The 14099-nt window shown below is 57.6% G+C and carries 11 protein-coding genes and 1 tRNA gene; 9 read left to right on the top strand and 3 right to left on the bottom strand.

What is annotated here, in order from left to right; translation table 11 throughout:
• Positions 1–79: 79 nt before the first annotated feature.
• Complete coding sequence (locus tag PP4_RS09825) at positions 80–2272, bottom strand: multicopper oxidase family protein (protein ID WP_158490996.1); 2193 nt, start codon at positions 2270–2272, stop codon at positions 80–82.
• Positions 2273–2619: 347 nt separating this feature from the next.
• Here PP4_RS09825 and PP4_RS09820 point away from each other — a divergent pair, with 347 nt between their 5' ends.
• From PP4_RS09820 to PP4_RS09805, 4 genes are all read left to right on the top strand, one after another.
• The gene (locus PP4_RS09820; RefSeq protein ID WP_016499026.1) at positions 2620–4098 is read left to right on the top strand and encodes a tyrosinase family protein; all 1479 of its coding nucleotides are present in this window, start codon (positions 2620–2622) and stop codon (positions 4096–4098) included.
• A gap of 8 nt (positions 4099–4106) precedes the next feature.
• Entirely contained in the window at positions 4107–4892 is a 786-nt protein-coding gene (locus PP4_RS09815) for a copper chaperone (RefSeq protein WP_016499025.1), read from the top strand.
• Positions 4893–5058: 166 nt separating this feature from the next.
• A complete protein-coding gene (locus tag PP4_RS09810) occupies positions 5059–5886 on the top strand; it encodes a helix-turn-helix transcriptional regulator (protein WP_016499024.1) in 828 nt (275 codons plus the stop codon).
• Positions 5887–5993: 107 nt separating this feature from the next.
• Positions 5994–7157: an AAA family ATPase gene (locus PP4_RS09805; protein ID WP_016499023.1), complete on the top strand. Its 1164-nt coding sequence runs from the start codon at positions 5994–5996 to the stop codon at positions 7155–7157.
• A 151-nt stretch (positions 7158–7308) separates the two neighbouring features.
• Here PP4_RS09805 and PP4_RS09800 read toward each other — a convergent pair whose 3' ends face one another.
• Positions 7309–8025, bottom strand: coding sequence for a hypothetical protein (locus tag PP4_RS09800; RefSeq protein WP_016499022.1), 717 nt, complete (start codon positions 8023–8025; stop codon positions 7309–7311).
• 215 nt (positions 8026–8240) lie between these two features.
• On the opposite strand from PP4_RS09800, the gene PP4_RS09795 reads away from it, so the two are divergent.
• From PP4_RS09795 to PP4_RS09775, 5 genes are all read left to right on the top strand, one after another.
• A complete protein-coding gene (locus PP4_RS09795) occupies positions 8241–8420 on the top strand; it encodes a hypothetical protein (RefSeq protein ID WP_174370177.1) in 180 nt (59 codons plus the stop codon).
• A gap of 482 nt (positions 8421–8902) precedes the next feature.
• The gene (locus PP4_RS09790; protein WP_016499020.1) at positions 8903–9145 is read left to right on the top strand and encodes a hypothetical protein; all 243 of its coding nucleotides are present in this window, start codon (positions 8903–8905) and stop codon (positions 9143–9145) included.
• Between the two features lie 162 nt (positions 9146–9307).
• Positions 9308–9571 carry a DUF3077 domain-containing protein gene (locus PP4_RS09785; protein ID WP_003250694.1) on the top strand — a complete coding sequence of 88 codons (264 nt, stop codon included), beginning with the start codon at positions 9308–9310 and terminating at the stop codon, positions 9569–9571.
• Between the two features lie 612 nt (positions 9572–10183).
• Positions 10184–12373: an AAA family ATPase gene (locus PP4_RS09780; protein WP_016499019.1), complete on the top strand. Its 2190-nt coding sequence runs from the start codon at positions 10184–10186 to the stop codon at positions 12371–12373.
• The gene (locus PP4_RS09775) at positions 12370–13656 is read left to right on the top strand and encodes an McrC family protein (RefSeq protein WP_016499018.1); all 1287 of its coding nucleotides are present in this window, start codon (positions 12370–12372) and stop codon (positions 13654–13656) included. Before PP4_RS09780 ends, PP4_RS09775 begins: the two co-directional genes overlap by 4 nt.
• Positions 13657–13976: 320 nt before the next feature.
• Here PP4_RS09775 and PP4_RS09770 read toward each other — a convergent pair.
• Positions 13977–14053: transfer RNA gene (locus PP4_RS09770), tRNA-Pro, on the bottom strand.
• Positions 14054–14099 lie beyond the last annotated feature (46 nt).

Raw genomic sequence — 14099 nt, 5'->3', positions numbered from 1 at the left:
ACGTGAGCGCAGGCATGCCATGCTGACGACCTGATCACAACGGCCCCCGTTGTACTGGCAGGGCGTTGTAGCCCGCCGCTCAGTGCGCATGCGCCAGGCTCGCCGATTCGTTGGCCGCGCCCCCGGCGCCTTTGCCATGTTGTTCGATAAAGTCCAGCCCACCGGGTATACCTGCCTCGAAAATCTCGACCAGGCGCATCATCCCGCCGTCCTCATGGGGCAGGATGTGGCAATGCAAGACGAATCGCCCAACGTAGCGCTCATAGTGCGAACGCACTACAACTTCGACGCCGGGCTCCACGATGATCGTGTCCTTGTACACGTCCTTCATACCAAAATACTGCGAAGTCGCATCCCCCGTCATATCCACGCCATCGGCCAACCGCGTTACACGTACCACCTGGAATGGGTTGATATGGATATGGAAGGGGTGGGCGACATCGGCGGTGCGCAGGCGCCACTCATCCGTGTTGCCAAGTTGCAGCGCGATCAGTTCTTCCGCTCGTTCGCTGAAACGGACATCTTCGATCTTTCCCCAAGATGCTTGCGGGGCGGGGTCAGACGCTGCCTCAAAGTTGGCACGTGAAAGCCGAGCATGCCCCAACCCCGCGCCCGAGGGTGCAGAGGCCACGCCTTTCTGCACTGACTTCAGGTTGAAGCGAAGCAGGCGGACGTTGTCCACCCGCAACCAGGCATCTTCCTGCTCCCGCAAGGTTTGCCCTGTCAGCCTGTCGTGTGGAGAGAAATGCTCAAGCTTCAGGCCAGCGTCGAGGTCGGCCAGAATCGCCGGCAGTTTCGAGGTGTCGAGCCCCTGCTTTTGGCGGTCTGCGGCCAGCCGCTTGGCAGCGCTGACCAGCGTGTCATGAATGACCACCTTAGCGTCTGCAATCTGCTGCTGGGCATCGTTGCGCTCGACCCTGACGGTGAAGAGCAGGCGCCGGCTGTCCACCGACCCTTCCACACTGGCCTGCGCCGATAGAGGGGCATCGATGACGCAGTAGTGCTGATGGCGCAGATCGCCGGCAGGCTGAGGGAAGGACACCAGAATGTCACTGCGGTAACCCGGCTGCAGCACACGGCTATCAGCCTCCAAGGCCTGGTATCTGGTCAGCCCATCGGCAGCGATCTCGAACACTTTGAGTGGCGGGCCATCGACCTCGCACTCACGTGCAATGACACGGTCATTGTCAGCGGCGGACGTGTTGCTGAACACCGCCTTCAGCAACGTTGTTTCAGCCTGTGCCGGGCGTGGCTTTGCAGGGAAGATCTGAACCTTGATGCTGTCATTGAAGCCCGCATGGATAAGGCGCCAGCGCTCAGGCTGCCCGGCAATGACCTTTTCCTGGCCAGGTTCGCTGCCAATGCCGAGCATGTCGGTGACGCGGCCGTTGACCGTAGTGAAGCGCCCCGAGGCGGTCCAGTTGGCCGGGCCGCCCAGATCGTTGTAGTCCACGATGGCGCCGATATCGCCTGCGGCGCAATTCCATTTGTCCGCTTTCGGCGTACCGTCCGGCGCAAAGCATTTGTACTGGATCTGCTGCAACATGAAGACCCGGTCGGGGATCGGCTTGCCATCGGGCCTGCTCAACAGAACATCGATGTCGCCACTGCGCAAGCCTTGACCATTCACGCCTGGGACCGGCCACCGATCGCCGTTCACGATCAGCGGCCCGGCCACGCCGCTGGCGACCTGCAAGGCGGTGGAGCCGTGGACGTGTGGGTGATACCAGAAGGTGCCGGCAGGATGATCGGCAGGGATGTTGTATTCGTATTCGTGCGCCACACCCGCACTTGGGTACAGGGTGCGCAGCACGTTGTCGCTGTTGCCCGCCGGGTTCACCCAACTGCCGTGGAAGTGGTTATTGGTGGTATTGAAACAACCCGGGCGGCTGTTGGGAATATTCATCGTGGCAGGGTCATGGGCTGCAGGGTCGCACTGCTGCTGCGGGATCAGCTTTTCGTATACCTCCTTGCCAAGATTCGCCTGGGTATAGCCCTGGCGCAGGCCCGCTGGCAGTTGGTCCCAGGGCAGCAGGTGATTGTAGATATCGAAGCGTACCGTCTGGCCCGGGAACGCCTTGATCAGCGGGGCCGCGACCAGGCCATCGGCGCTGGTGGCGTTGAGGTCGGCATAACCGCGCAACCAGACCTTGTCGTTGCTGCCCTTTTTCGGGTCGTGGATTTCGGCTTGTTTCAGGCGCAGTTCCAGTTGCGCACCGGGGTCTTTCTGGCGGATGACCGTGCGCGAAGTAACGCCGCTGGCTTCAAGCATGGCGTTAGCCGTTGCGGCCCCAGCCCGGTCGATGCCCATGGTCAATGCCGGTGGATTACTGATGCCCTCCTCCTGAGCGGAAAAAGCGCTAGCGACCCAAAAAAGCGATGCCAATGACGCGCCGCATCGAGCCAATCCTTTTGACTGCATGTCAGGTTCCTTCCCAAAAAATTGCCACTGGCTGGCAACAGATACTCAACTGGAAAAGTAGTTTGAGACGATGAAAACGCAAGGAGATGGCAATGTGGCAATCCCGCCTATACTGAGGCCGGACAGTTTTCTGGAGTGAGAGTTCAACGGGTCTGCAGGCGCGGCCGCCTGCAACTGTCATCAAGGAGAAGATGCTAATGGCAAGGGAAAGACAAGACGTCGCCACACTGGGCTCTGGTTGGGACAACAAGACGCTGCTGCATTACGCCTTGGCGGTTCGCGAACTGGACAAATTACCCATCACCGACCACAACAGCTGGAAGTTTCTGGGTGCCATCCACGGTTTCGATCAGGAGTTGTGGATTCAGCGTGAGCTGATCAACCACGACGACCCGGTTCCACAGGCGCTGCTCGACAACACCTATAGCAATCAATGTCAGCACGGCAGCTGGTATTTCGTTTCATGGCACAGAGGCTACCTGTTCTCATTCGAAGCCATCGTAGCTGCGAAGGTGAAGGAGTTGACCGGTGAAGACTGGGCGCTGCCGTACTGGAACTACTTCAACCCCGATGACCCGCAGGCACTCAACCTGCCGGCCGCGTTCCTGCTGGACACCCTGCCGGACGGCTCACCCAACCCGTTGAAAAAATACCCACGCCGGCCCGGCCTGACCAAACTGGAGCCTGGCCCGGCCGATGCGTTCAGCCTGGATGCCATGAAAGAAACCGACTTCACCGTAGACGGCGGCATCGGGTTCGGTGGCGGGGTCTCGGGGGATTTCGTTCAGTTTGGCGGCTGGACAGGCGACCTGGAACGCAACCCGCACAACACCGTGCACCGCCTGATCGGCGGTAACTACGGATTCATGGCTGACCCGCTGCTGGCTGGCCTGGACCCGATCTTCTGGCTGCACCATTGCAATATCGACCGCCTTTGGGAAGCCTGGATGAGCACAGCGGGCAAGCACATGGTACGTGACCCTCAGTGGCTGAACGGCCCGCTCGACCGGGTTTTCATCGTGCCGCAAACAGGCAGCGCTGCATCCGGCATTACATTCACCAGCCGCGATACACTCCCAGAGGGCAGCCTGCACCGCCCCTACGACAACTTGAGCATCGGCACCGGCGTAACACCAGGAGTGCTAGGCGTGGCGCGAGTCAGCATGGGTTCACCCGACCAGCAAAGCGTTGTACCTATTGGCGCCAACGCCTCGGTGGTGACTGTAGGCGCTGCCCCGGTCGTCACCCATGTTGATCTCGACCCCGCAAGCACTCGCGCGGGCGTGGCAGCACTTGGCGCCAGCGTTGCGGGTGAGCAAGTTACCCGGTTGTATCTGCGACTTGAATCAGTACGTGGCAAAGCGCCCTCACCGCTGCTTGATGTGTATGTCAACCTTCCCGCCGGCGCGCCCCCCGAAAACCACCCTGAGCTTCACGCCGGTAGCCTCACGCTGTTCGGCTTGAACGTGGCGTCCAAAACCGACTCTGGCCATGGCGGTAACGGCCTTGGCTATACGCTCGACATTACCGACCTGGCCCAGCGACTGATGGCCAGCGGCACCTTCGACCCGGCACACCTGCAGGTAACCCTGGTACCAGGCGAGCAGATTTCGGCAAACACACCGGTGACGGTCGAGCGGATCAGCGTGGTCAAACGCACGGGCATCGTGAGCTGATCGCGGGCATGGCCAAACCGGGTTCGATACTGCGCGGTTTCACTCGGGCACCCTGGCCGTTGCTGTTCGCAACGGCCGGGGTCGGCCTGGTGTTGTGCATCTACAACAATGGGCATGCTGCTTACGCGGCGTTTTGCATCAGCGCAGAGGGCCTGGACGTAGCGGCGCTGTGGTTCAGCGCCATACGGGCCGAGCTGGTCATGACCCCATTGCATGAGGTGCTGAGCAGTTGGGCACTGATGCTGGTTGCGATGATGCCGCCCCTGCTGGCAATGCCACTCATGCATGTTTGGCGCTCCAGCCTGCCACGTCGGCGTGTGCGCGCGCTGGTTGGTTTTTTGCTGGGCTACAGCACCCTGTGGATGGCCGCCGGGCTGTTGCTCAGCGCAATTGCGCTGCTGCTGTCGCTGGTCTTCCCTGACAGCGCCCTCGGCCTGAGCGTACTGCTGGCCGTACTTTGGTCTGCCAGCCCGTGGCACCGGGCAGCGCTCAACCGGGGGCACCGGCTGCAGCGTATCGGCCTGTTCGGGTGGAAGGCAGACCGGGACTGCCTGGGTTTCGGCCTGAGCCACGGGGTGTGGTGCATCGGCGCATGCTGGGCCTGGATGCTGGTACCGCTGCTGGTCCACCATGGGCACATTCCCGTCATGCTGCTGGCCGGGGCAATCATGCTGGCCGAACGCTTGGCTGCGGGTGACCGGCCAAGCTGGCGTGTGCCGCTGATCGCCAAGGCGCTGGGTATTTGCAGGCTTTCGACCTATGCCGTAGAAGCCCTCAGCAGTAAGCGCCACTGAAACCTGGTAGGTCACCTCAGCTTTTTTCAGGTCATCGCGTCGCATATTTTTCTGTCGCGCCGCCTTCGTGGCCTTGTTTCGGCTATGGATTAGGTATTCTGTGCGGCAACACCGCCCGAGGGGCCGCCCACAATAATAAAACCTGCCGAGCCCAAGGGAGTGCAGCATGGAATTCTGGCCATTACGCGCATCCAAGACCGACTTTCGCCTAAGCATCGAGCAAACAGCCACCCTGCTATCACGCGTAGGGCAAGGCCACGACAAGATGCTAGCGGCCGACATGCTGAAACTGGTCAGCGCCCAAGTCCCCTTGGCCCAATGCACCATCTTCGCCTACAGCCCCAACCGCAGCCCGCAAGTCATCTCGTTCGCCGACCGCGCACGCATGATCGAGCTACCCAGAATCTCCAGCAACTACGCCGAACGCTTCTACAGCATGGATGGCAACCAACAGGCAATGACCGCGCGCCCTGCCCTGTCGACCGCCGACCGCATCATGGTGCAACGCCAGGCCATCGAAGACATCGCCCACCGCGACTACCGACGCATCTGTTACGAGCTACCGCAAATCTCCGAACGCGTCGCCCTGCTGACCCATTGCGAGGGCAACCGCTGGCTGTCGATAAACTTCTACCGAGGCCGCGAGCACGGCCGCTTCTCACCCAACGAGATCAACGTCATCGAAACAGCCGCCCCGCTGATCGTACAAATCTCGCGCCTTCATTACCGGGCCTATCTCGAAGCCAATGAAATGCCGGCACTGCTCAGTGAACGGGTTGTCAGCCTGTACCCGGAACTGACCCGGCGTGACCAGGAGCTGCTGCAACTGATGCTGGCTGGGTGTGAGGTTGAGGACATTAGCGTGAGCATGGGTATTCAGCGTTCGAGTGCGGCTACGTATATCAAGCGGCTGTACCGCAAGCTGGGTATTTCGGGGCAGCGTGAGTTGCTTGCGCTGGCTACCCAGCGCAAGTGGCCTGGCCAGGTTCATTAACGCTAGCCAGCGGCCTTGCAGGCACGCGGCTGAATACCTGATGAAGCTGGCAAGGCAGCCCCGCTTCGGCCACAATCGGTCGCTTGGTACACGCTGGAAAGCACTGCATGCTCACTACCCTCGCCATCGGCAACTACCGCTCGATCAACCACCTGGTACTGCCGCTGGGCCAACTCAACCTGGTGACTGGTGCCAACGGCAGCGGCAAATCCAACCTGTACAAGGCCCTGCGCCTGCTGGCCGAAACCGCCCAGGGCGGCGTGATCGAAGCCCTCGCCCGTGAAGGCGGGCTGGATTCGACCTGGTGGGCCGGCCCGGCAACCAGCGCACGGATGAAGCGCGGCGAAGTGCCCATCCAAGGCCAGCACCCGAGCGAAGCCAGGCGCCTGCGCCTGGGCTTTGCCACCGAGGACTTCGGTTTTGCCATCTCCCTCGGCCTGCCGATTCCCCTGCCGTATCCAACCGCGTTCATGCTCGACCCTGAGATAAAGTGCGAGGCCATCTGGGGCGCTGGTGCCTATCGGCCCGCCTCCTTGCTGGTCGAGCGCAAGAACGCCATGGTGCGGGCCCGCGAAGGCAACGGCTGGGCAGTGCTGGATCAGCATGCTGACAGCGGCGAGAGCTTCTTCAACATCGTCGGCCGGCCCCGCCAGGCGCCGGAGATTGGTGAGCTGCGCGCGTTCATCAACAGCTGGCGGTTCTACGACCACTTTCGCATCGACCGCGACGCGCCTTGTCGACAGCCACAGCTGGGTACCCGGTCGCCAGTGTTGCATCACGACGGCCGCAACCTCGCTTCGGCGCTGCAGACCATTATCGAGATAGGTGATGTCGAAGACCTGGTAGCGGCGCTGGACGACGCGTTTCCCGGCAGCCGCCTGGCGATTGATGCACCGCCGGGCGGGCTGTTCAGCGTGCGGCTACACCAACATGGGCTGCTGCGCCCGTTAGGGGGTGCTGAATTGTCCGATGGCACCTTGAGGTACCTGTTGCTGATGGCAGCGCTGCTGACACCCCGCCCGCCGTCACTGATGGTGCTGAACGAACCGGAAACCAGCCTGCATGCCGACCTGCTACCTGCGCTGGCCCGCCTGATCATCCCCGCCTCGCAACGTAGCCAGGTGTGGGTGGTGTCGCACAGCAAGCCGCTGATCGACGCATTGACCGCGTGCGACGGGTGCAATGTGCTGGAGCTTGAGAAGCACCACGGGCAAACCCAGTTGCGAGGTGTCGGTTTGCTGGATGAGCCACTGTGGCGATGGGTTGACTGACCACGGCTGCCCAAGCCTCAAGCCCCAAATGCAAGCCATGCAACGCACCTGTAGGAGCTGGCTTGCCTGCGATGGGCCGCAAAGCGGCCCCATTGGCCATAGCTGTCCGACCTCAGGCCCAGCCCCACCCCGGCCCACTTCGGAAATACCCTTAAGGCCTCATCAGCGGCTCAATCCCGATCCATTTCTTCACAGGGTGATAACAGAGCCTCAACGGCGGAATCTCCACCTTGCGGCCCAGCACATCCAGTGCCCCCAGATGAATCGTCCATTTTGAATCCGCATCAAACTTGTCCGTCTGGAAAATCACATACGCCGAGCCATAGCGCTTGTTGTTGGTCATCTTGGGAATCATCCGGTGCACTTCATCGCTGTTGATGTCGTACGGCGATCGCCGAGCGGTCTTCTCATTCACCAACGGAAAGTCGTAAGTCTCGTTGACGCCCACGTACACCTCGGGCCGTGCATTCAGGCGCGAACCGTCTTCTAAGGTAATGTAAGCCTGACGGCTGTCGTACAGCACCGGTATCGGCGGCTCACCACGCTTGGAATCAGTCGATGGGCGCTGACGGTCTTTGTTGTAGGCGACCATTTGCACATAAAATTCCTGCCGCGAGTACTTCTCGCCCGGGTACTGCACGTACAGGGCTTGCTCGTAGGCCTTTTCGCCCCATAGAGCAGCGTGGTCATAGAGGTAGGTTTCCAGGTAGAGCGTGGTCTCACCCTGCGGCCCTGGCACCTTGAACTGGAACTCGGACTCGCAAAGGTCCGCGTAGGCGGCGCGTTCGCGTTTCCAAGGGACGCAGGCGGTTAACGAGGCTACTGCCAGCAGTAGCATGAGAAAGGTGGTCCGTTTCAGGTTATTCATGACCTGCCCTGGTCGAGATGAGAGTGGATCAGTTTCGAGGGCCGAATGGCGGAAGTCCATGCTGCCCCTTTGCCATTATCGCGCTACAGACAGCAGACCGCGCAGCCGCTGTGGATGTGACCACAAAGCCGCAAACGGATTTGCTAAGATCGCGTCATTTCCGCTGGGTGACCTGCATCCTCACCCAAGCCATTTGCAGCTTGCTGGAAGACCCGATGAACAAATTGATACTGCCTTTCGCCATTTTCGTTAGCGTCATCCTCACTGGGAAAATCGCCGAGCATTACGGCCTGGAGGGCAGCTGGAAAATCGGCCTGCTGTGCCTCGTGGCAGCTGCCGTCCAGATCGCTGTTACCCGTTTTCAGCGCTACCAGCGGCAGAAAGCCCAGCTGTAAAGGGCGCGAGGCCCCGCTAACGTTTCTGGTTGATCACATTCTGGGGATTTTTCTTTCACCCAATTTTCACAGTGGCTTGGGCAGTATCAAGCTATCCCTACGTGATAGTACTTAGCCCGCCTCGGCGGGCTTTCTTTTGCCCGCATGTTTCCTGTCGACGTCTTGAGGAACGGCAACGGGTCGAAAAATCAGAAATAACCCCTTCCTTGTAGGCCATTTCCCAAAGATACTCCTCGCGCCTGTTTTTCGTTGCACATGGAAATAGTCAGCCCTAGTCTCGATCCGTCGCTGCCAATTCGGCGACCGGTTTTGACGGACCGATGACGCTGTCCTCATGTGCACACTTTTATGGTGGCTGTACGTGCGGGCACCCTGTGGTGCGCCGAGTGCCAACGTCTCGGTCCGTCAACCCGCGTACAGCTACCACCCATTGCTTGACGGCATGGCCGTGGTAGCTCCTCCCTATACGTTGGAGCTTCACCATGCTCAAGATCGTTCCAGATCCACCCCACAAAACTCTCTGCCTCGAAGACACCCTCATCGAAGCCTCGGACTACGCGCTTTGCGCTACGACTGTCGTGCATCAGGCGATGCTGCTACAGCCTAAGTCGCCAGCATCGATTTTGATGATGACCTCGATGCATGAACTGGAGACGCTGCGGGCTTTACTGGAGTCCGCAATAGCCCAGGTGCAGATGCCTACTGAGCCTGGGACTTCGCACTGAAGCCAAATTGATGTGTCGCCCAGGCCCCCAAACGCCTGCAAGCCGAGCCTCCACATGGATCTGAGCCATGTCGCAGATCTTGAAGCCTATGCAGCACTTGTGGGAGCTGGCTTGCCGGCGAGAGGCCAGCCCAGGCACTAGAGATTTCGGGGAGATTGACCAATGTCCACAGAAGAAACCAAATTCACCGTCGGTAAAACCACCTTCTATCAGGGTGAAAACCAGACCCATCCGCTGTTTCGTATTGAAGCCGGTATCCCTTGCCAGAGTGCGCGGGAGCAGGCATCGGAGCTGATGGGGTATGCACGGGATATGACCTTGGATGGCTTGATGGAAGATAAGCCACAGCTGATTTGGGCATCCCACTACCTCTGCGCTTTAGCCAAAGCACTGATGGATGATGCAGAGCTGGGAATGATGCGCTGAACTACCCCTCACGTGATGCCTTCAAGATCTGCCTCGACCCGAGGTTTTGAAGGCGCTCCAACTACCTGACCCTCTCTGAGCAACCACGCTTAAACAACTCCAACGCCACAAGTGTCACTCCGCAAAGCACAATGCTGAGCGACTAATTGCCCTGATTCGATCGCCCCCTAAATGGCCTCAGATTCAACTCCATTGAGTGCGACACCAAAACCTCCATTGACGCAAAGTCTCGGGTAGGCTGAGAAATGAAGCCCGCTCGCTTTTTGAGAATTGCAACGCGGCGCTATTCCCTCTAGCCATACCCAGGCAAGTACTCGCCACCTCACGACATTCAGCATCGCCTCCCTCAAGCTAGGCTCCACCTGCTCCAACTCTACGTGCGGCCAGCGTTATTCCTACATCGACCTCTAGAGTGAGCTAAACACCGCCGCCGGCTTTTGTGCCGTCCATTGATCACTTCCGGCAGAGAAGCTGCTCCAGATAGGAGAGCAAAACGGCCCAAAAAGTTGACCCTTCACAAGCCCCTGCTTCCCCATCGAATGTGCGCCCATCTCTGTAGGAAAAGACCGTTATCAGTGTAGGATTAGCGCAGCTATTCATCGAACCAGCGCAATGGGGCCGCGCGCCAAGACGGTTACCCCTGACGTCTGGTTACATACCTGGAGAACGCTAGGGTCCAACTTCATCTCCTATGGATCTAGCGGCAGTGGAGCATTTGCATTGAAGGAACGCGGCGTGGCGTTGAACCAAGTGCTTTTCGGGCCACCTGGTACCGGGAAAACCTATGCGACTATCGATCTGGCACTAGAAATTTTGGATCCTGAGACGCTTCGGGAGCACCAGAAAAACCGCGCTGTGCTCAAGCGTCGATTCGATGAACTCGTCCAACAGGATAGAGTGCGCTTCGTCACATTCCACCAAAGCTTCAGCTACGAGGACTTCGTAGAAGGCTTACGCGCAACCACCGATGAAAGCACTCAGCAGTTGCGTTATGAAGTCGTGGACGGTGTCTTCAAGTCGATGTGTGAGGCCGCAGCCGCAAAGGTGACGCACCAGGCTCAAGCACCAAGCGACCTGAAAGGTCGACGGGTATGGAAGATGTCCCTTGGAAATACCCTGGGAGACGATTCCCACGTTTACGATGAGTGTTTGCAAGGCGAATATGTGTTGCTGGGATATGGCGAAGATATCGATTTTACGGGTTGTACTAGCCGCCAAGAGGTTCAGCAACGCTTCGCTTCGGCAGGCATAATTCCTGCCAACCCAACCAACGACTATCGCATCACGAGCGTGACAGCCTTCGTCACGCGCATGAAAATGGGTGATCTGATTGTGGTGTCGGATGGTAACTTCAAGTTCCGCGCCATCGCAGAAATCACCGGCGACTACCAATTCAAGCCTCACGCAGAGTTCGATACGGGTTACTCACAAATGAGGTCAGTGAAGTGGCTCCGTGAATACAGCCCTTCCCTGCCTCACACCGAACTGCTCAACGGCCAGTTCAGCCAGATGACTCTGTATGAGATGAGCAGCTCAACCTTGGATCGGGAAAAGCTCGCAGGACTGCTCGGTACAGCTTCTAATGCTGGAGAATTCGCCCTCCAGGTAGACCAACGATTTGGCAACTACGTTGTGCGTAAAGTCGGTAGCGAGCAAATCGAGTTCGATAAGCCCAGCGGGGGTAGCCTGCCTCTTCCGCTGAGCATTATCCGTCAGCTCCTCTCATACGTTCGAGATGGACGCATAACGGTGGAGGACATTCGCCAAAAACGGGTTTTCGAACGGGTAGCCGAGTCGGACCTTGAGAAATATCTCGTGAACGGTTACCAGAATCTTTTTGCGGCCGTGGTCGAGCGCCTGCTCGAGCCCACCGGTGGCCCCCGAGTCAATGACGCGCGAGTGTTGATCATCGATGAAATCAACCGGGGCAATATGTCACGAATATTCGGCGAACTTATCACTCTCATAGAGCCGAGTAAGCGCGCGGGCGCGGATGAAGCGCTCTCGGTAGTGCTGCCTTATTCAAAAAAGTCATTCAGCGTCCCAAACAACCTGTTCTTGATTGGCACCATGAATACCGTCGACCGCTCCCTTGCCGGATTAGATATTGCCCTGCGGCGCCGATTCACGTTCCGTGAAATGCCACCAAAGCCCGAGCTGCTAGATAATGTTCTGATCGAAAACCAGCTGCACATCGGGCAGCTGTTGCGCGTGATGAATCAGCGGATAGAAGCGCTACTGGACCGGGACCACCGTCTGGGCCATGCCTACTTTATACCATTGCAGAACGACGCCTCGCTCTCACGACTGGAAGAGATTTTCCGGAACCAAGTGTTCCCGCTACTACAAGAATACTTCTTCGAGGATTGGCAGCGTATAGCATGGGTTTTGAATGATCATCGCAAATCACCTTGCGATCAATTTGTACGCAAGCTACCAAGCCAAGTAGAAGAATTGTTTGGCAGTGACGTCGGTGCAGGTCTGGAAGAATTTTCTTGGGAAGTTAACGAAGAGGCATTTCAACGGCTGGAAGCCTTCCTCCGTATCCTCGACATTCAGATCCCAGCCAGTCTCGAGGTCGTGAAACGGGAAGCCTCATCCGGTGACTTCGTCTTACGAGAGCTCAACAGTGGCTCCATCGAAGTATTGCACCAAGGGCGTCCGCAACAGCCCACACACCCAGCGCTGCGAGAATTGGCAAATCAGATAGGTATGAGCATCCAAGGCGAAACCGGTCATAGACTAAATACGCGTACCCTCGGCCGTAATCTGCTGAGTCACCTTCAGAATCAAGAGTCGTGAAAACCAATATAACGATCCGCGAGTATGCACGTCTGACTACCGACGACGTGCACGCCACTCTTGACCTGGCGCAGGTATCCCAAAGCGCTTTCGATTGGTTGTGCGATTTCAATGGCGGCGCCGAAGGTAGCGGTACAAGTCTGCTCAAGCTCACCAATCGCCGCACCTTGAAGTGGGACTCATACGTAGGCGTGCTGGAGACCCCGTGCGGTACACGTCTAGAGATTCTTCCTAAGCATCATGAGCAGGACGACTGTGTAGTAAAAAGTCGCCAGCTGTTATGGAAACTCATTCAAAACGCGCTCCAGTTGAAGCCGCGAAAAGCTGGCGCTGCTAACGTCGAAACTTTTGACGCACCACTCAGTGAATGGCTAATGGAACAGTTTCTCTACGAGCTAGACTTGTTGCTGAAGCGCGGCCTACGTTTTGACTACCAACGAATCGAAGAAGAGCAACGTTATCTTCGAGGCCAGCTAAATGTGGTCGCACAAATGCGCCAGCCACCAGGACGACAGCACAATTTTTCCATTCGCCATTACATATTTGTGCCGGATCGTGCCGAGAACCGACTGCTTAAGCTCGCATTGGAGCAAGTGGCTAAACTCACAAAAAACGACCAGAACTGGCGACTAGCTATTGAATTGCAGGCACTTCTAGCTAGCGTTCCTCGTAGCCAAAATATCACTCAAGATTTAGGCGCTTGGAGCGATAATAGGCTGATGAGCCACTACAAGCCAATCAAGCCATGGTGCGAGTTGATTCTGAGTCAACACATGCCTCTGGCGGTGGCAGGCAAGACTTCCGGCATTAGCCTACTGTTCCCGATGGAGCGGCTATTCGAGCGATATGTGCAGAATTGGCTAAATCGTAGACTCACGACCGAAGCTCAAATGAGAACCCAGTCCGGGAACAGATACTTGTGTGAACACGAGGGCAAGAGTAGGTTCTGCCTGAGGCCAGACATATTGATTGACTTACCTTCACAAAGGTGGATTCTGGACACCAAGTGGAAGCGTATTGACTCGCAAAAGCACGAGAGCAATTATTATGTAAGCCAGGCGGATTTTTATCAGCTTTTTGCCTACGGACATAAGTACTGGAATGACAAAAACGCACCCAAACTAGTATTAATTTATCCATACTGGTCAAAATTACAGAATGAACTCCCGATTTTCGATTACGGAAATCGGCTTCAACTGAGGATCCTGCCTTTTAACTTAGACACAGATTGTTTATTAGTGAAAGATGAACAGCACCTGCCTTTTATAAAGGCCTCGAATTAGCTGTACGGCAGTGGGAAATGGACAGTGTGCGTTTGGAGACGGGAATATCTCTTACCTGAGAAGTCCGCCGCTCGTTCAACCGCCTATCAATGTGTTTACGCGGACGGGAGTTTAGATCCCCCGGCTCGTGGCAGCGGACCCTGAGCCACTGCCGCATTCGGTCAAGTACCTAACTGGGGGCGACAAACGCTAACCCCGAAAGAGAATACCGAATGCGTATAGAGCACACTTGACAGGCAAACTGGCTGCAAGACTTGTAGTGCACTTTTTTACTGAACAAACAAAAAATCCACCCGTAGGTGGCTTTTTCGTTTCAATAATGGTCGGGACGGAGTGATTCGAACACTCGACCCCTTGCACCCCATGCAAGTGCGCTACCGGGCTGCGCTACGCCCCGACTGGGCTTGAAGCATGTTCTCAATCTTGCCGAGAACGTTGAAGAA

Origin of the sequence: Pseudomonas putida NBRC 14164 (assembly GCF_000412675.1) — a bacterium.
In the GTDB taxonomy this organism is placed as follows: Bacteria; Pseudomonadota; Gammaproteobacteria; order Pseudomonadales; family Pseudomonadaceae; genus Aquipseudomonas; species Aquipseudomonas putida.
Note: the sequence above shows the minus strand (reverse complement) of the source record. Positions and strands in the feature narration are given on the sequence as shown.